This is a genomic window from Nocardia acididurans (genome assembly GCF_016741815.1).
Classification (GTDB): Bacteria; Actinomycetota; Actinomycetes; order Mycobacteriales; family Mycobacteriaceae; genus Nocardia; species Nocardia acididurans.
The window spans coordinates 267,945-285,819 of the sequence record NZ_JAERRJ010000003.1 but is presented as its reverse complement, the minus strand read 5'-3'; the positions used below and the strand labels follow the sequence as shown (position 1 = coordinate 285,819).

At 67.5% G+C, this 17,875-nt stretch carries 19 protein-coding genes and 1 pseudogene; 13 read left to right on the top strand and 7 right to left on the bottom strand.

Features of this window, described 5'->3' with window-relative positions; genetic code table 11:
• Window positions 1-110 precede the first annotated feature (110 nt).
• From JK358_RS09350 to JK358_RS09325, 6 genes and pseudogenes are all read left to right on the top strand, one after another.
• Complete coding sequence (locus JK358_RS09350) at window positions 111-1,202, top strand: PhoH family protein (protein ID WP_443677902.1); 1,092 nt, start codon at window positions 111-113, stop codon at window positions 1,200-1,202.
• Between the two features lie 22 nt (window positions 1,203-1,224).
• Window positions 1,225-1,779 (top strand): rRNA maturation RNase YbeY, encoded by a 555-nt coding sequence (ybeY, locus tag JK358_RS09345; protein WP_201945606.1) that lies wholly within the window; start codon window positions 1,225-1,227, stop codon window positions 1,777-1,779.
• A complete protein-coding gene (locus tag JK358_RS09340) occupies window positions 1,776-3,101 on the top strand; it encodes a hemolysin family protein (protein WP_201945604.1) in 1,326 nt (441 codons plus the stop codon). Before ybeY ends, JK358_RS09340 begins: the two co-directional genes overlap by 4 nt.
• Window positions 3,094-3,402, top strand: a pseudogene (locus JK358_RS09335) (cytidine deaminase-like protein); the annotation flags it as partial. The gene JK358_RS09340 and the pseudogene JK358_RS09335, both read left to right, overlap by 8 nt.
• A 143-nt stretch (window positions 3,403-3,545) precedes the next feature.
• Window positions 3,546-4,487, top strand: coding sequence for a GTPase Era (era, locus tag JK358_RS09330; RefSeq protein ID WP_201945602.1), 942 nt, complete (start codon window positions 3,546-3,548; stop codon window positions 4,485-4,487).
• Window positions 4,488-4,542: 55 nt separating this feature from the next.
• Window positions 4,543-4,905, top strand: coding sequence for a DoxX-related protein (locus tag JK358_RS09325; protein WP_201945596.1), 363 nt, complete (start codon window positions 4,543-4,545; stop codon window positions 4,903-4,905).
• 73 nt (window positions 4,906-4,978) lie between these two features.
• Here JK358_RS09325 and JK358_RS09320 read toward each other — a convergent pair whose 3' ends face one another.
• The 4 genes from JK358_RS09320 to JK358_RS09305 form a co-directional block, all read right to left on the bottom strand.
• On the bottom strand, window positions 4,979-6,400 hold the full coding sequence (locus tag JK358_RS09320) for an amidase (RefSeq protein WP_201945595.1): 1,422 nt from the start codon (window positions 6,398-6,400) through the stop codon (window positions 4,979-4,981).
• Window positions 6,401-6,587: 187 nt separating this feature from the next.
• Complete coding sequence (locus JK358_RS09315) at window positions 6,588-6,839, bottom strand: Ada metal-binding domain-containing protein (protein WP_201945594.1); 252 nt, start codon at window positions 6,837-6,839, stop codon at window positions 6,588-6,590.
• On the bottom strand, window positions 6,836-7,573 hold the full coding sequence (locus JK358_RS09310) for a 2OG-Fe(II) oxygenase (protein ID WP_201945592.1): 738 nt from the start codon (window positions 7,571-7,573) through the stop codon (window positions 6,836-6,838). Before JK358_RS09310 ends, JK358_RS09315 begins: the two co-directional genes overlap by 4 nt.
• A gap of 70 nt (window positions 7,574-7,643) precedes the next feature.
• Entirely contained in the window at window positions 7,644-8,150 is a 507-nt protein-coding gene (locus JK358_RS09305; protein ID WP_201945589.1) for a methylated-DNA--[protein]-cysteine S-methyltransferase, read from the bottom strand.
• A gap of 514 nt (window positions 8,151-8,664) precedes the next feature.
• On the opposite strand from JK358_RS09305, the gene recO reads away from it, so the two are divergent.
• The 4 genes from recO (at window position 8,665) to JK358_RS09285 (ending at window position 12,792) form a co-directional block, all read left to right on the top strand.
• Complete coding sequence (gene recO, locus JK358_RS09300) at window positions 8,665-9,447, top strand: DNA repair protein RecO (protein WP_201945584.1); 783 nt, start codon at window positions 8,665-8,667, stop codon at window positions 9,445-9,447.
• Between the two features lie 185 nt (window positions 9,448-9,632).
• On the top strand, window positions 9,633-11,459 hold the full coding sequence (locus JK358_RS09295; RefSeq protein ID WP_201945581.1) for a multicopper oxidase family protein: 1,827 nt from the start codon (window positions 9,633-9,635) through the stop codon (window positions 11,457-11,459).
• A gap of 113 nt (window positions 11,460-11,572) precedes the next feature.
• Complete coding sequence (locus JK358_RS09290) at window positions 11,573-12,376, top strand: isoprenyl transferase (protein ID WP_201945572.1); 804 nt, start codon at window positions 11,573-11,575, stop codon at window positions 12,374-12,376.
• Complete coding sequence (locus JK358_RS09285) at window positions 12,373-12,792, top strand: YbjN domain-containing protein (RefSeq protein WP_201945568.1); 420 nt, start codon at window positions 12,373-12,375, stop codon at window positions 12,790-12,792. Before JK358_RS09290 ends, JK358_RS09285 begins: the two co-directional genes overlap by 4 nt.
• A 13-nt stretch (window positions 12,793-12,805) precedes the next feature.
• Here JK358_RS09285 and JK358_RS09280 read toward each other — a convergent pair whose 3' ends face one another.
• On the bottom strand, window positions 12,806-13,423 hold the full coding sequence (locus JK358_RS09280; protein WP_201945565.1) for a TetR/AcrR family transcriptional regulator: 618 nt from the start codon (window positions 13,421-13,423) through the stop codon (window positions 12,806-12,808).
• 103 nt (window positions 13,424-13,526) lie between these two features.
• Between JK358_RS09280 and JK358_RS09275 the strand changes: the two genes are divergently transcribed.
• Window positions 13,527-14,513, top strand: coding sequence for a hypothetical protein (locus JK358_RS09275; RefSeq protein ID WP_307817410.1), 987 nt, complete (start codon window positions 13,527-13,529; stop codon window positions 14,511-14,513).
• 60 nt (window positions 14,514-14,573) lie between these two features.
• Here JK358_RS09275 and JK358_RS09270 read toward each other — a convergent pair whose 3' ends face one another.
• Window positions 14,574-14,987 carry a Fur family transcriptional regulator gene (locus tag JK358_RS09270; protein ID WP_372440647.1) on the bottom strand — a complete coding sequence of 138 codons (414 nt, stop codon included), beginning with the start codon at window positions 14,985-14,987 and terminating at the stop codon, window positions 14,574-14,576.
• A 2-nt stretch (window positions 14,988-14,989) separates the two neighbouring features.
• On the bottom strand, window positions 14,990-15,289 hold the full coding sequence (locus JK358_RS09265; protein ID WP_231087106.1) for an ArsR/SmtB family transcription factor: 300 nt from the start codon (window positions 15,287-15,289) through the stop codon (window positions 14,990-14,992).
• Between the two features lie 279 nt (window positions 15,290-15,568).
• On the opposite strand from JK358_RS09265, the gene JK358_RS09260 reads away from it, so the two are divergent.
• Window positions 15,569-16,960 carry a glycine--tRNA ligase gene (locus tag JK358_RS09260; RefSeq protein ID WP_307817408.1) on the top strand — a complete coding sequence of 464 codons (1,392 nt, stop codon included), beginning with the start codon at window positions 15,569-15,571 and terminating at the stop codon, window positions 16,958-16,960.
• 202 nt (window positions 16,961-17,162) lie between these two features.
• The gene (locus tag JK358_RS09255; RefSeq protein WP_232851019.1) at window positions 17,163-17,867 is read left to right on the top strand and encodes a DUF6875 domain-containing protein; all 705 of its coding nucleotides are present in this window, start codon (window positions 17,163-17,165) and stop codon (window positions 17,865-17,867) included.
• The last annotated feature ends 8 nt before the right edge of the window (window positions 17,868-17,875 follow it).

Below are 17,875 nucleotides of genomic sequence, written 5' to 3'. Positions count from 1 at the left end.
GCGGCTTATTCACTGGGCGCTGTCGGTGGTCGGCGGTAAACTTTGGTCAAAGATTGTGACGCTCGAGACCGGAAAGCAGGCTATAGCCACTTTTGAGAACACCAGGCGAAATCGGCGACCAGAACACGCCCACCGCCGGCATCGGGGCCGGTGGCAACGGGTCCGGACCGGCGGGGCGGACCGTTCGTTCCAGCATCGAATTGGCACCGGAGTCGGTGTTCGGATTCCTGGGTTCGGCTGATGAGAACCTGCGTGAACTCGAGCGCCTTCTCATTGCCGACATCCATGTCCGCGGCAATTCCGTGACGCTCACCGGCAAGCCCGCCGACGTCGCGCTCGCGGAACGGGTGGTTGCGCAGCTTGTGGCATTGACCGCGCGCAATCGCGTGGTGACGCCGGAGGCGGTGCGGCACACGTACTCCATGCTCACCGAGGGTTCCTCGGATTCCCCGGCCGAGGTGCTGAGCCTGGACATCCTGTCCCGGCGCGGCAAGACCATCCGCCCCAAGACGCTCAACCAGAAGCGCTATGTCGACGCCATCGACGCGCACACCATCGTGTTCGGTGTGGGCCCGGCCGGTACCGGCAAAACCTATCTGGCCATGGCGAAGGCCGTGCAGGCGTTGCAGACCAAGCAGGTCACCCGCATCATCCTGACGCGTCCGGCGGTGGAGGCGGGTGAGCGGCTCGGCTTCCTGCCGGGCACCCTCAACGAGAAGATCGACCCGTATCTGCGCCCGCTCTACGACGCCCTGCACGACATGATGGATCCGGAAGCCATTCCGAAGCTCATGGCGGCGGGTGTCATCGAGGTCGCGCCGCTGGCGTATATGCGCGGTCGCACGCTGAACGATTCGTTCATCATTCTCGACGAGGCGCAGAACACCACGGCCGAGCAGATGAAGATGTTCCTCACCCGTCTGGGCTTCGGTTCCAAGATCGTGGTGACGGGTGACATCACCCAGGTCGACCTGCCCAACAACTCGCGTTCCGGCCTGCGGGCGGCGACGGAGATCCTGACCGGTATCGACGACATCCATATTTCCGAGCTCACCAGCGCGGATGTGGTGCGTCACCGCCTGGTCGGGGCGATCGTCGACGCCTATGACCGGTACGAGAACGAGACGCGGCCTCCGGCCACCGTGCACTACACGGGCAATCGGGCACAGCGGCGTGCCGCGAGCCGAGGCGAGCGGCGCTGACCTCGGCCCGTACCCTTATCGGGTGAGCATCGAGATCGCCAACGAATCGGGTATCGAGGTATCCGAAGAAGAACTGGTCAGCGTCGCACGCTTCGCGATCGGTCAGATGGACGTCCATCCGGCTGCCGAGCTGTCGATGGTGCTGGTCGATCTCGACACCATGGCCGATCTGCACATGCGCTGGATGGACCTGCCCGGTCCGACCGACGTGATGTCGTTCCCCATGGACGAGCTGGAGCCCGGCGGGCGTCCCGACGCCGCCGAGCCCGGCCCGTCCATGCTGGGCGATATCGTGCTGTGCCCGGAGTTCGCGGCCCAGCAGGCCGAGAAGGCCGGGCACTCCATGGATCACGAGCTCGCCCTGCTCACCGTGCACGGCGTCCTGCACCTGCTCGGCTACGACCATGCCGAGCCGGAGGAGGAGAAGGAGATGTTCGCGCTCCAGGCCTCCCTGCTGGAGGGCTGGTACGAGAGCGTGCGCGAGGAACAGCGCCGCGCCGCCCTCGCCGAACGTGATCGCCGTCTGCTGGGCAAGACCGGTTTCACCGATGCCGGTGATCCGTTGGATCCCGCGTGAATTCGATAGTTCTACTGCTGCTCGCGATCGTATTGGTCCCCGCCGGCGGCGTTTTCGCGGCGCTCGATTCGGCGCTGAACACCATTTCCGCTGCGCGCGTTGACGATATGGTGCGCGCCGAACGCCCGGGTGCGGCCCGGCTGGCCCGCATCATCGCCGACCGGCCGCGCTATGTGAACCTCATGGTGCTGCTGCGCGTGCTGTGCGAGATCACCGCGACGGTGCTGCTGGCCGCGGTGCTCATGGACTGGCTCAGCGAAGTGCAGGCGCTGGTCATCACGGCGGCCGTCATGGTGCTGGTGGACTACCTGGTCATCGGTGTCGGGCCGCGCACGCTGGGCCGTCAACACGCCTACTCGCTGGCGCTGGGCGCGTCGCTGCCGCTGCAGGCCATCGGCTCGCTGCTGGGCCCGATCAGCAAGCTGCTCATTCTGGTCGGTAATGCCATCACCCCTGGTAAGGGTTTCCGCAACGGCCCCTTCGCCTCCGAGATCGAACTGCGTGAGGTGGTGGATCTCGCGGGTGAGCGCGGCGTGGTGGACGACGAGGAACGCCGCATGATCCAGTCGGTGTTCGAGCTCGGCGAGACGGCCGCCCGCGCGGTCATGGTGCCGCGCACCGAGATGGTGTGGATCGAATCCGGCAAGACCGCGGCGCAGGCCATGAATCTGGCTGTGCGGTCCGGGCATTCGCGGATCCCGGTGATCGGCGAGAACGTCGACGACATCGTCGGCATCGTGTACCTGAAAGACCTTGTGCCGTACGCGGATCGCAGCCGCAAGGTGCGGGTGCACGAGGTGATGCGCCCGGCCGTGTTCATCCCCGACTCCAAGCCCCTGGACGCGCTGCTCGACGAAATGCAGCGGCGCAGAAACCATATGGCGGTGCTGGTGGACGAATACGGCGGTATCGCCGGGCTGGTCACCATCGAGGATGTGCTCGAGGAGATCGTCGGTGAGATCGCCGACGAATACGACAAGGACGAGATCGCCCCCGTCGAGGACATCGGGCACGGCAAATACCGGGTGTCCGCGCGACTTCCGGTCGAGGATCTCGGCGATGTGTTCGGCATGCAGATCGAGGACGAGGACGTCGACACCGTCGGCGGCTTGCTCGCGCACGCGCTGGGCCGCGTGCCGCTGCCCGGCTCCAAGGCCGTGATCCACGGACTGCAACTCAAGGGTGAGGGCGGCGCGGACGCGCGCGGCCGGGTGCGGGTGCACACGGTCGTGGTGAAGCGCGCCCCGGAGAAGACGAAAACCGAAGCGGGCGAAGCCGAGCCGGGCATCGGCGCACACGAGGACGGAGAGGCCGATGACTGAACTGGATGCCGAGGACAACAAGCTGCTGGTCCTGGCGCGCGGGGCCATGGGCCGGACCGGCGGCAACGGCGGTGCGGCCGTGCGTGATTCGGACGGGCGCACCTACGCGGCCGGGGAGGTGGCGCTGAGCACCCTCAAGCTGACCGCGTTGCAGTCGGCCGTGGCGGCCGCCATCTCCAGTGGCGCAGAGGGTTTCGAGGCCGCGGTCGTGGTCGGCGGCAAATTCTCCGATCCGGGTGTCGGTGCGGTGCGGGAGGTCTCCTCCTCCGCGCGGATCGTCTTCACCGATCGCAAGGGCGTGGTGTACGACACCATCGAGGACGCCCGTGACCCGTACGGGGTCGAGAACCCCATCGCCGCACAACGTTCCGAGGCCGGTGATGCGGCGGGCGTGCGCGCTGTTCCGGAAGGCTTCGACCTCGACACCGAATCGGAGGCATTCGAATGACCGGCAAGGATTCCGAATTCCGTTCTGGTTTCGTCTGTTTCGTGGGGCGGCCGAACACCGGCAAGTCCACGCTCACCAATGCCATGGTGGGGCAGAAGATCGCCATCACCTCCTCTCGGCCGCAGACCACGCGGCACACCATTCGCGGCATCGTGCATCGTGAGCACGCGCAGTTGATCCTGGTGGACACGCCGGGTCTGCATCGGCCGCGCACCCTGCTCGGCCAGCGGCTGAACGATCTGGTGCGCGATACGTATTCCGAGGTCGATGTGATCGCCGTCTGCATTCCGGCGGACGAGAAGATCGGCCCCGGTGACCGGTGGATCGTCGATCAGATCAAGACGATGGCCCCGAAGACGACGCTGCTCGGCGTGGTCACCAAGATCGACAAGGTGTCCCGCGACCAGGTCGCGCACCAGCTCATGGCGGTCTCGGCGCTGCTCGGCCCCGAGGCCGAGGTGGTGCCGGTGTCGGCGGTCAAGGGCGAACAGGTCGAGGTGCTCGTCGATGTCATCGCCTCGCAGATGCCCGAGGGCCCGGCCTTCTACCCGGACGGTGAGCTCACCGACGAGCCCGAGGAAACCCTCATGGCCGAGCTCATCCGCGAGGCCGCGCTCGAGGGCGTGCGCGACGAGCTCCCGCACTCGCTGGCCGTGGTCATCGAGGAGGTGCTCCCGCGCGAGGAGGACGAGTCGGAGTCCGATCGCCGTCGCTCCGCGCAGGAAATGCTCGACGTCCACGCCCTGCTCTACGTGGAACGCCCGAGCCAGAAGGCCATCATCATCGGCAAGGGCGGCGCTCGCCTGAAAGAGGTCGGCACCAACGCCCGCAAGCAGATCGAGCACATCCTCGGTGTGCGCATCTACCTGCACCTGCACGTGAAGGTGGCCAAGGATTGGCAGCGCGACCCCAAGCAGCTGGGCAAGCTGGGTTTCTGATCTTTCCTGTGCCAGACTGTCCCAGACAAAGTCGATGTGGACTAGGAGTGGGTACATGGGTGAGCGCAAGCGCACGAAGCAGGCGGGCCAGGCCCTGGTAGCGGGCAAGACCCCGAAGAACCCGGTCGTGATCAATGCCCGCACCCCGGACAGCGTCCCCGCCCGCCTCTTCGGCCTCGGCCTGGCCGGCGCCGGCGCGGCCCACTTCACGGCCCCCGGCGCCTTCGAACCCCTGACCAAACTGGCCTTCCCCCGCGACACCCGCCGCTGGACCTACAGCAACGGCCTCACCGAACTCCTGCTCGGCCTGGCCATCACCTTCCGCCGCACCCGCGCCCTCGGAGCCATCGGCCTCTTCGCCTACGTGGCCTTCCTCGGCAGCCGCTTCACCGGCAGCCGGGGCAGCGCCGAGAGCTGAGCACTCTCGGCGGCAAGCACCCGCGTCGTCCCGGCATGGTTGTGGCCGCGATCCACACAGGTGGGCGCGAACCCTAGGCGGCGGCAGGCTCCCACCAGATCTCGGGCCGCTGCTTGTGCCACTGGAGTTCCGATTCCAGTTGGGCGGCAAGGGAAACCAGCCGGGGTTCGGAGTTGGCGGGCCCCATGAGCTGAGCGCCCACCGGCAGGCCGGAGGCGGTGAAGCCCGCCGGGACGTTGACGGCGGGCCAGCCGAGGACATTCCACGGCCAGGTGTACGGGCAGGCCGCGGTGATCAGGGCGTCGGTGGCCCAGGAGCCGATGCCGTCGATCTCGTGCACCCCCGGGGGTGGGGTGGCGGTGGTCGGGGCGAGCACCACGTCGAAGTTCTTGAAGATGCCGCCGATCTGCCTGTGCAGCAACGGTTCCGCCTGCCGGGCCGCGTGGAGCAGCGGGCCGAGGATACGGCCGGTGACGGCGTTGTGCCTGGTGCGGGGGTCCACGGTCGCACCGGGCAGGCGATCGAGGGCCTCACGGATGCCGACCATGGAGCGCGGCAGGAAGGTGGCTCCCGACAGTACGCCGTAGTGCACGTTGGCGACGGTCACCTCGTGCCCGAGCTTGCGCAGGGTGCCGGCGGTGTCGCGGACACGGGCCTCCACCTCGCGATCGAGCGCGGTTCTGGTGGCGGTGAACGGAATTCGCAGGGAGAGCGCGATGCGCAGTCGCCCCGGATCCCGGCCCACCGCGTCCGACACCGTCAGCACGGGCGGGGTGTGCAGGTCCCCGGCGTGCGGCCCGGACGCCGCGTCCAGCAGGAGTGCGGCATCCGCGACGGTGCGTGCCAGTGGTCCGTTCACGGTGAGCCCGTGGAACGCTTCCGGCAGCGGCCATGTCGAGATGCGTCCACGCTGCGGCTTGATCCCCACCAGGTTGTTCCACGACGCCGGAATGCGCACCGAGCCCGCGCCATCGGAACCCAGTGCGGCGGGCACCAATCCGGCCGCGACCGCCGCCGCCGATCCGCCGGACGATCCGCCCGGCGTATGCCCCGCATGCCACGGATTCCTGGTGTGCCCGAACGCGTTTCCGCTGGTGAACGGCAGCTGCCCGAGTTCGCAGGTATTCGTCTTCCCCACGATGACGGCCCCGGCCGCACGCAGCCGCCGTACCGATTCCGCGTCCTCGGTCTTCACCGGGAAATCCCCGCCGCACCCGAAAGCCGTTGGCGTCCCGGCCAAGTCGGTGTCGTCCTTGATGGCCAGCGGCACCCCGAGCAGCGGCGCGCGCTGCCCCGCCGCGAGCTTCTCGTCCGCCGCCGCGGCTTCGGCCAGGGCCTGTTCGCGTCGCACGATCCGGAAGGCGTTCAGCCCCGCCTGACTGGCTTCGACACGATCCAGCACCGCCGCGGTCGCCGCGACCGAGCTGACCGTCCCGTCCGCGAGTGCCTTCGCGAGTTCAACGAGCCCGAGTTCCCCAACCGACGCCGTCGTCATGTGATCTGTCTCCCAAGTTGTACCCAGGGGTAACGTAGCGCGATTCTGGTCACACGTCCAGCATCGCCTTCGCTCGCGCCACCCGCCGTGATGGCACATCCCGCCAGAGTCATCGCGCATTCTCGGTGGATCGCATCGCACCACCGCGACCGGCTCGATTCCGTGCCCACGCCGAGCCCTTCCCGAGTCAGCGTCGTGCCTTCCAACCACGGTAGCGATCCCGCAGACAGGTCGCGCACGGCCGATATCCGGCCGCGACGGCGGTGGCCTCATCGGCGAAGAACACGCGATACCGGACGTAGTGCCCGCGCGCCAGAGCACGCAGCGCCGACGGGCAGTCGAGGCGGCCGTAGATCCGAGCGCGGCGGTGTCCACCCAGCGTGCCGGGGGTTTCGCTGGGGTAGGGGGAACCGTCCGCGCCCAGCAGGGTGTAGGTCATGACGCATCGTGGAAGACCAGGCCGAGGGAGTGGCGCTGCCCGGAGCGGACGGTGCTGACGCCGTGGCGCATCGGCCCCGCCGACCATCCTCGGGTGCTCGCCACGGGGCGGTCGCGGGTCGTGAAGAGCAGGCCGTGGCCCTGCGGCAGCGTGGTGGCCGAGCCGCGCGATTGGGCGCGCGGGCGCTGTTCCACCAGGAGGAATTCGCCGCCGGTGTAATCGGTGCCCGGGGTGTTGAGGCCGATCACCACCTGGAGGGGAAAGACCAGGTCGCCGAAGAGGTCTCGGTGCAGGGCATTCCAGTCGCCGGGGCCGTAGCGCAGCAGGATCTGGGCCGAGCGCGTCTGGCCGCCGCGATGGCAGCGGGCGATCCATTCGTCGAAGCTGTCCGGCCAGCTGCCCGGCCGCCCCAGGCGGGCCGCCCAATCCCGGGCTATGGGAAGCAGTTTCGGGTAGAACGCCGCACGCAAGTCGCGCACGATCTCGGGCAGGTCGTGGGTGAAGTACCGGTACTCGCCGGAGCCGAATCGGTGCCGCGCCATATTCACGGTGCTGCGGAAATACCGGTCGTGACCGTAGAGCGCGACGAGTGAGCGGCATTCCTCGGGTGTCAGCAGCGGCCCGGTGAGAGCGCTGCCGTACTCGTCCAGCTCGGCGGTGAGGGCCGGCCAATCCTGCCGCGCGACAAGCTCTTCGGCGGAGCCGGTCGACAGGGTGCCGGGCGCGGTGGTCATGGGGCGCTCCTTTCTCGGGTGTCGTCGTGGCGGGTGACCGGCTGCCGCGGGTGGGCGCGGCAGCCGGATGTCATACCGCCAGCAGGACGTTCTCGAGCTCGAGCAGCTTCTGCTTACGCTCGAGACCGCCCGCGTAGCCGGTGAGTGCGCCATTGGCGCCGATCACCCGGTGGCAAGGCCGAACCACCAGAAGGGGATTCGCTCCGATGGCTCCCGCGACGGCCCGCACCCGCTCGCGGGGCGCGCCGATCCGGGCGGTGAGCTCGCCGTAGCTGACAGTCTCGCCGTAGGGGATCGCGTCGAGCGCCCGCCACACCCGCTGCTGGAATTCCGATCCGGCGCTGGTGAATTCGATATCGAACGGGGTGGACTCTCCCGCGAAGTACGCCCGCAGCTGCGCGCCGATCGCGGCGAATGCCGCTGCGTCCGAGACCCATTCGTCCCGGATCGCCACCGCGCCTCGCTGTCCGGGCATGGACAGCGAGGTCAGTGCGACCCCGCCGGGCGCGGTCCGCGACGGTTCGCCGACCAGCAGCAGTTCGCCGAGCGGGCTGTCCATCGTCGTGTAGACGGTCATCTGTTCGTCTCCTTCTCGCTCGTTCCTCCTCTCGAATCTGCCCCACCCGGCAGCCCATGACCGGCGGAATTCGGACACGTCGTTCCCAGAGGTGGCCGGACCGTTCGACGTGCAGGGATGCGGCCGAGGGGCGGGCTGTGGTATCGCTGTTGCCGTCGGGGAATCGATCGGTCACTCATCAGCAGTTGGGAACAGGCTTCAATGGAAATCATCCAGCTCCTCGTCACCATGTTCTGGAAGGGAATGGGAGTGGCGAGTGCCGGTTCTGCGTATCTGCAGAGCCGGCACTGACCGGAGGAGGTGATGCGCCGGTCCCGTATTCCGGGGCCGGGGCTTCCCGCTGGAAGACTCGCCGTCGAGGAGGCGGCACTGTGCCCGCGTGGGCCGTACCGTGGGGGACTATGCGGACGATGACCGGGGATCAGGTGGTGCGAACGTCCGCGACACTGTCACAGGCTCCGGCTAGGGTTGTCGTCGTGAGCGCTTCCCGGCAGGTCGGCTACGGTGTAGCGCGATGAGTCAGCTGTATCGGGATCACGCGGTGGTGGTGCGCCAGCACAAGCTGGGCGAGGCCGACCGCATCGTCACGCTGCTGACCCGCCAGCACGGTCTGGTGCGCGCCGTGGCCAAGGGGGTGCGCCGGACCCGCTCGAAATTCGGTGCCCGGTTGGAGCCTTTCGCCTACGTCGATGTGCAGTTGCATCCCGGCCGCACGCTCGATGTGGTGACCCAGGTGCACACGGTGGAGTCCTTCGCCGCCGATATCGTCGCCGACTACGGCCGCTACACCACGGCCTGCGCGGTGCTCGAGACGGCCGAGCGGCTGGCGGGCGAGGAGCGCGCTCCGGCTCCTCGACTACATACCCTCACCGCGGGCGCGCTGCGGGCCATCGCTCTCGCGCAGCGTCCGCACGAGATGATTCTGGACGCGTTCCTGTTGCGGGCCATGGGTTTCGCGGGCTGGGCCCCGGCGCTGGACGACTGCGCCCGGTGTGCGACGCCGGGTCCGCATCGCGCCTTCCACGTGGCCGCCGGCGGTGCGGTGTGCGTGCACTGCCGCCCGCCCGGCGCGGCTACGCCGATGGTGGGGGTGCTCGATCATATGAGCGCCCTGAATCGTGGCGACTGGTCCGGGGTGAACGGCGTTCCGGACAATCTGCGCCGTCAGGCCAGCGGTCTGATCGCCGCGCATCTGCAGTGGCATCTGGAGCGTCAGCTCCGCACCCTCCCGCTCATCGAGCGCACCCGCCCGCACGAGGCCGCCGCGCCCGTCGAAACCGCCGCTGTTCCCGGCTGATCGCGGCCTGGTCGGGTGGGCCGCCGCAGACGTGTTGAAGCATCCGGTGATCGTCGGCCGATGAAGCAGTTGGATAACGAAAAGCTCACGTGCCAAATCCGTGTGGGTGGTCCAGCGCAGAATCGGAGAGGTTGCAGATGGACAAAGCGGACAAAGTCCGGCGCTGACCGGGGGTGGAGCGACCGATGACGAGCGAGAGGTTACCCCGCCGGGGTTTTCTCCTGGGCGCGCTGGGCGCGGCGGGCCTCGCCGCGACCGCGCACGCCGATCCGGTCGCCGTGCCCCCGCCCGCGATTCCACTGCCCTCACTGCCCGCCCTGCCCGTCACACCGCTGAACTTTCACACACCGCCCCTGATGCCGTTCGTGGACGACCTGCCGATCCCCGAAACCATCGCGGCCACAGGCGAACTGGTCGCGGGTTCCGGCATGCACCGCTACCACCGGGATCTGCCCGAAGCCCGCAGCTGGGGCTACTCCCGCCCGGTGCTCGGCCCCAATCTGGAGGCGCGCCGGGACGAGTTGGCGCACATCACCTTCCGCAACGAGCTCGGCGCCCACGTACTGGCCCAGCACGTGGACCTCACCATGCACGGCGTCACCGACCTGGACCGCACCGATCCGCGTTTCACCGTGCACCTGCACGGCGGCGCGAATTCCCCGGACGCGGACGGCCATCCGCTGCTGGCCTGGCGCAACGGCGGCATGGCGAGCTACGCCTACTCGAATCGCCAGGAGGCCGCGACGCTCTGGTACCACGACCACGCGATGGGCATCACCCGCCTCAACATTCAGGCCGGACTCGTCGGAATGTATTACGTGCGGGACGAATTCGATACCGGCGCGCCCGACAACCCGCTGGGCCTGCCGAGCGGCGAGTTCGAGATCCCGCTCATCGTGCAGGACCGAACCTTCAACGCGGACGGCACCATTCAGCCGATGGTCGCCTGGTACCTGCCCGAGGGGTACAACCAGGCGGGCCAGCTGGGTGACGTGGCGTGCGTGAACGGCAAGGTGTGGCCGCGGCTTTCGGTGCGCCGCACCCTCTACCGCTTCCGGGTGCTGAACGGATCCAACTCGCGCCCTTACGTTTTCGCCTTCACGAACAACATGCCGTTCTGGGCGATCGGCAGTGATCTGGGCCTGCTGGACGCCCCCGTACTCACCCCCGCCATCCGTCTGAGCCCCGGTGAGCGCGCCGATCTGCTGGTGGATTTCAGCACCTACCGCGACGGCGATGTGGTGGACCTGATCAATGTGGCGCTCAACGACGCGGGCAACACCATCTTCATGGTCCCCGAGGTCCGCAACATCATGCGTTTCACGGTGGCGGGCGCGGGTCCGGCGGCCGCCGTCCCGCCCATGCTGCGCGGCGAACCCGGCCTGCCCGACCTGCTGGAACAGCCCTACTGGCCGGATGCCGTCCGCACCATGACCCTGATCGGCTACAACGATCCCGACCGCTCGGCCGCGATCTTTCCCGCCATGGCCGTCCTCAACAACCTGCCGTTCCAGGGCACCGACATCGATATCGCGAAGGCCGGGACCACCGAGCGCTGGGACATCATCAACACCACCGCCTTCGACCATCCCGTGCACATCCACCTGGCGCGCATGCGGGTGCTGAGCCGCCGCCCGATCCATGCCGCCGAGTACTGGAACGCCAACCCGCCCCCGGCTTTCGGCACCCGCTGGGCGCCCCCGGCCGAGGCCTTCGCCGCAGGCCCCGAACTGTGGCCTCCCGCTTGGGAACTGGGCTGGAAGGACACCGTCGAATGCCCCACCGACCACATCACCCGCATCATGGTCCGCTGGCCCACCATCGAGGAACTCGGCTTCGACCCGGACGCGCCGCTCACCGTCCCGCACGGCGCGGAGACCATCTCCCCGACGGGCCATCACGGCGCCGATCACGTCTCGGGTCATGAGGAGATCCGCGGCTACGTCTGGCACTGCCACAACCTCGACCACGCCGATCACGACATGATGCAGCAGATCCGCGTCGTGCCCTGACCTGCGCCCGAGCAGTGACACCGCCCGGATCCGGGACCCTGTTCGTGGCGGTTTCGTGGAGATCGTGCGCGAATGCCGTGGTCCCGATCGGCGGCCCGGGGCCGTCGGGCAGGATGGTGGGCGTGATCGGTAACCGCAAGCCTTCCACCATCCAGCGCACGGTGCGTCCGCCGTCGAAGCATCCCTCCGGCGCCACGCCGCCCGCCATCCCGGCGGAGTTCGTGCCCCGGCATGTGGCGCTGGTGATGGACGGCAACGGCCGGTGGGCGCAGGAGCGGGGGCTGCCGCGCACCGCGGGGCACGAGCGCGGTGAGGCCGTGCTGATGGACACCGTCGAGGGCTGTATCGAGATCGGCGTGAAGTGGTTGTCGGCGTACGCGTTCTCCACCGAGAACTGGCGGCGCAGCCCCGAGGAGGTGCGTTTCCTCATGGGCTTCAACCGGGATGTGATCCGGCGGCGTCGTGACGAGATGCACGAGATGGGTGTGCGGGTGCGCTGGGCGGGGCGGCGACCGCGCCTGTGGCGCAGCGTGATCAAGGAATTGGAGGTCGCCGAGGAGCTCACCAAGGACAATACGGTGATGACTCTGACCATGTGCGTCAACTACGGCGGCCGGGCCGAGATCGCCGATGCCGCACGGGAAATCGCGCGCCGGGTGGCGGCCGGGGAGATCGATCCGGAGAAGGTCACCGAGGCCACCATCGCGCAGTACCTGGACGAGCCGGATATGCCGGACGTAGACCTGTTCCTGCGGCCGTCGGGTGAGCTGCGCACCTCCAACTTCATGCTGTGGCAGGCGGCGTACGCCGAATTCGTGTTCCAGGAAACGCTTTTCCCCGATTTCGATCGCCGCAACCTGTGGGATGCCTGCCTGGAGTACGCCAAGCGGGATCGCCGGTTCGGCGGCGTCAAGTGACCCGGGCCGACGACGAGCTGACCTCGGCGGAGGAACTGCTCACCCGCGCCGCCGCGGTGCTGATCCGCTACGAGGTGGACGTCCGGGTCGAGGACGGCGCGCTCGGTTTCGAATTCGAGGGCGGGCTGTGCTCGCTGCGCGCCGTCACGCTGACCCCGGGCCTGGACGTGCTCACCCTGACCTGCGTGCTGGCGTGGGATCGCACCCTGAAACCGCAGCTGCACAAGCGGGTTGCCGAGCGTAACGCCTCGCTGCAGTTCGGGTCGATCACCGTCATCGCGCATGACAAACTCGCGGATGTGGTGCTGCGCTACACATTTCCGGCGGCGGGGCTGTCGGATGACGCCCTCACCGCCATGCTGCTGCTGGTGCTGTCCGGCGCGGGCGAGGCCCGCAAGGGTCTGCTCGCGCCGTGACCGCGCACCGGGCCTACCCGGCGGCCGGTGCGGCGTACTCGTAGGTGGCCAGCAGCTGTTCGACGCCGCGGGCGTAGGTGTCGGGGTCGGTGTCGCCGAGGATCAGGTGCTGCAGCATGAAGCCCGGCATCAGCCCGACGAACGCCTTGCCCACCGCGTCGGTGTCGGTGTCGGCCGGTAGCCAGCCGTGTTCGACCATGCGCTTGGTGTAGTCGTGCCAGAGTCGGCGGATGCCGCCCATGCTGGTGCGTACGTAGTCGGCGATATTCGGGTCGGTCAGCGCCATGGACCAGGCCTGCGGGATGAGCCGCACCGGCCCGCCGGGGGCGGCGAGCCGCACGATGGCCTCGGCGACGGTGCGGATGAGGTCCGGGGGAGTGGGCAGCGGATCGCTGTAAACCGCCTCATACAGGATGGCGCGCAGTTCGGTGGTGGCCTCGGTGGTGAGGGCCGCGATGATGTCGTCCTTGCTCTTGAAGTAGCGGTAGACCGCGCCGGCGGACAGACCTGATTCGGCGAAAACGTCCTGCATGGTGGTGGTATGCAGGCCCCTGCGGGCGAAGCACGTCTGTGCGGCGTCGAGGATCTGCTGCCTGCGGCGTTCCAGGTGTTCTTCGCTGACTCGGGGCATGGACTCAAAGTAAAACGAATATCCGTTCTTGACAAGCTGACAGTGGGGTGTCAGCCTTGTCCCAACAAAAAGAACGAACCTTCGCTTTTCTTGGGAGAGCCCCGTGGAGACCACGTCCCGTCCGAACGAGATCATCAAACGCGCTGTGGCGCTCGGACTCGCCGCGACTGTCATCCAAGCCGTCATGCTCATCGCCTTCGCCTGGCCCGCCGCGAACGTCGGGCCGCGCGATCTGCCGGTCGCCGTCGCCGGGCCGCAGGCCGCCACCGTCGCGCAGAAGCTCACCGCGCAGGATGGTGAAGCCTTCGAAATCCGCACTGTCACCGACGAATCCGAGGCCCGCGCGCTCATCGGCGACCGAGAGGTCTACGGGGCCATCGTGACCGGCGGCGGCGCGCCGCAGGTCCTCGTCGCCTCCGCCGCCAGTCCGATGGTGGCGCAACAGCTTTCGGCCATCGCCCAGCAGATGTCGGGTACCGCCGCCGCGTCCGTGCAGGATGTGGTGGCCGCTGATCCGGACGACCCGCGCGGCGCGGGCTTCGGGGCCATGGTGCTGCCGCTGGTGATGTCCGGCATCGCCGCCGGAGTCCTGCTCACCCTGTTGATCCCGTCGATCGCCGCCCGCGGCATCGGCCTGGTGACCTTCGCCGTCGCCGGTGGGCTGCTGAGCATGGCGATCGTGCAGGGCTGGCTGTCGCTGCTGCCCGGTTCCTACCCGACCCTGGCCGCCATCGCCGCTCTGGTGTCCTTCGCGGTGGCCGGAACCATCGTCGGCCTGGCGAGTGTGCTCGGCCGCGCCGGAATCGGGCTCGGCGCCCTGACCATGCTGCTCATCGGTAACCCGTTCTCGGCGGCCACATCCGCGCCGGAACTGCTCCCGCAGCCCTGGGGAGCCATCGGCCAGCTGCTCCCGCCCGGCGCCGCCGCCTCCCTGCTCCGCTCGGTCGCCTTCTTCGACGGAGCCGGTGCCGCAATGCCTTTGACGGTCCTGCTGGTCTGGGCCGGTGCCGCGGTCGTCCTGCTCGGCGTCGCGGCGCTTCGCACCGGCCGCCCGGAAACCGCGCCCGCCTCCGAGTTGGTGCCCGCGTAGCAGCCCGAAAAACAGCGTGCCCCTTGCGAAGTCGCAAGGGGCACGCTGCTGTTCCGGTGCTCAGCCCTTACCGTTGGAGCAGGATCGGCAACTGCCGAAGATCTCCATGGTGTGGCTGATATCGGTGAAACCGTGTTCCGCCGCAATGGAATCCGCCCACGCCTCGACGGTCGGTCCCTCGACCTCGACAGTGCGCCCGCAATGCCGGCACACCAGATGGTGGTGGTGCCCGGTGGAGCACTGCCGATACACCGATTCCCCCGAGTCGGTGCGCAGCACATCCACCAGCCCGGCGTCGGCCAGCGACTGGAGGGTCCGGTACACCGTGGTCAGCCCGATTCCTTCGCCGCGCTTACGGAGTTCATCGTGAAGCTCCTGCGCGGATCTGAATTCGTCGATATCCGCCAGCAGCGCGGAGATGGCGCTGCGCTGGCGGGTGCTGCGCACGCCGACCGTCTTCTCACCTGTGCCCACGATCACCCTTCCTCGGCGTGCGCCACCGCGTCGATGACGATGTGCGCGAGATGCTCGTCCACGAGCTCGTAGATGACTTCGCGGCCGGTGCGTTCGCCGCGCACCACGCCGGCCGACTTGAGGATGCGCAGGTGCTGGCTGATCAGCGGCTGGGTCACCCCGAGGGTGTCGACCAGCTCGTGCACGCAGCGCGGCGACTCGCGTAGTTGCAGCACGATAGCGATGCGCACCGGCGCGGCCAGCGCGCGCAGCAGCTCGCCGGCCGAGTCCAGGATTCCGCGCGGCGGAACCGCAGGTGGCATGGGGGACCGGTACGGGTACGGGTCGTGCGGAATCGCGGTTGGAGCCTCGGTTGCGACGGATCGCCGCAAGGGTGCACCGCTGTCGGTGGTCATCAGTACCAACTCCTTATTGGAAACCAATGCCATCTTTCCTATGCACGTGTGCGCATGTCAAACGGACGCGCCCGAAGGCCGGTCTGAACCGGTGAAAATCCGCTGGCCCGGTACCGATAGGCTGGAGTGAATCCTTGCAATCTTCCGGCTGCATCGTTTCCGAGAACACGGATGGAGATATCTTCAGTGGCACCCAAGTCGAAGGTGGACACCGTCGCCAACCTTGCCAAGCGTCGGGGTCTCGTCTACCCGAGCGGTGAGATCTACGGCGGCACACGATCGGCGTGGGATTACGGCCCGCTGGGAGTCGAGCTCAAGGAGAACATCAAGCGGCAGTGGTGGCGGTCCATGGTCACCAGCCGTGACGACGTGGTCGGCCTCGACTCGTCGATCATCCTGCCCCGCCAGGTGTGGGTGGCCTCGGGCCATGTCGCGGTGTTCAACGATCCGCTGGTGGAATGCCTCAACTGCCACAAGCGGCACCGGCAGGACCACCTGCAGGAGGCCTACGCCGAGAAGCACAAGCTCGACGATCCCGACGCCGTGGCCATGGAGCTCATCGCGTGCCCCGACTGCGGCACCGTCGGCAAGTGGACCGAGCCCAAGGACTTCAACATGATGCTGAAGACCTACCTCGGCCCGGTCGAGTCCGAAGAGGGCATGCACTACCTGCGCCCGGAGACCGCGCAGGGCATCTTCGTGAACTACGACAACGTCGCCACCACCGCGCGCAAGAAGCCGCCGTTCGGCATCGCGCAGATCGGCAAGTCGTTCCGCAACGAGATCACGCCGGGCAACTTCATCTTCCGCACCCGCGAGTTCGAGCAGATGGAGATGGAGTTCTTCGTCAAGCCGGGCGAGGACGAGCAGTGGCACCAGTACTGGATCGACACCCGGCTGGCCTGGTACACCGATCTCGGCGTGAACCCGGACAACCTGCGCCTGTACGAGCACCCGAAGGAGAAGCTCTCGCACTACTCCACCCGCACGGTGGATATCGAGTACCGCTTCCAGTTCCAGGGCAGCGAGTGGGGTGAGCTCGAGGGCGTGGCCAACCGCACCGACTTCGACCTGAAGACCCACTCCGAGCATTCGGGCAAGGATCTGGTCTACATCGATCAGCAGTCGGGCGAGCGGTACACCCCGTACGTGATCGAGCCCGCGGCCGGTCTGACCCGTTCGCTGATGGCGTTCCTGGTGGACGCCTACACCGAGGACGAGGCCCCGAATGCCAAGGGCGAGCTGGAGAAGCGCACGGTGCTGCGCCTGGACCGCCGTCTGGCGCCGGTGAAGGCCGCGGTGCTGCCGCTGTCGCGCAATGCCGATCTGTCGCCCAAGGCCCGCGATCTGGCCGCCCAGCTGCGGCGCAACTGGAATGTCGACTTCGACGATTCGGGTGCGATCGGCCGCCGCTACCGCCGTCAGGACGAGATCGGCACCCCGTTCTGCATCACGGTCGACTTCGACACCCTCGAGGATCAGGCCGTGACGGTGCGTGAGCGCGACTCGATGGCGCAGGAGCGGATCGCCCTTGATCAAGTAGAGGGCTACCTGGCCGCACGGCTGATCGGTTCATGATCAATTCGTACAACTAGGTAACGAAGAAAGACCGGTCAATGGCTGACCGGTCTTTTCTTTATTTCCGTGCCCCCGAAATTTGGGGCGCAGTATGCGAATTCAGGTATCACGCTACTCGTGTTAACAGCCCATGACCGGCGCACTATTTATAGAGTATGGGCAACGGCGCCTGCTGCTGTGCTCGATCTGCCGAGGTGAAGTCATGAGCGAGCGTGTTATCGGGCCCCGCTCGGGGCTGCAATGGGTCTCATTGGGGGACACCGGATCATCGTGCCCCGCCGCCCGTTCCACGGTGGCGGGTTTTCGATCTTGGGCAGAATCTTTTCTGACCCAGCCCAGTGACGAACTGGGACGCGACGGGCCCGTATGCCCGTATGTACGCCCGTCCATGCGACGGGATCTGCTGTGGCTGGCACAGGTGCCCGCCGCGGAACCGCGCCCCATGTGGGTGCGGGCGATCATCGAGGACGCACTGGAGATGTATCCCGGACTGCCCACGGGGAACGGCAGTTCCACATCGGTACTCCGCGCGATGATCACCGTGTTTCCGAATTTGCAGGATTATTCGCTGATCGATGAGATCCATGCGGAATTCAAGACCAAATTCGTGGAACAGGGCAACATGCTGGGACAGTTCTATCCGGGTTGCGATCAACCGGGGTTGTGGAACAAGGATTTTCGGCCATTGGACGCACCACTGCCGATGCTCGTAGTGCGTACAATGATGACCACCGATTTCCCGTTCCTGCTCGGAAAGCCGGAATGGATGAACTCCTATGTGCGCAAGTTCGCACCGATGCTGCCCGCGCATGTACGCCAGGTCATGGTGGGGCGCTTGACCTCTCGCCCCGACACCTTCGTGCCCGCGTATCAAGAACAAGCCGAAGACTGTTCCACCATCAGGTAGTAGGGGGG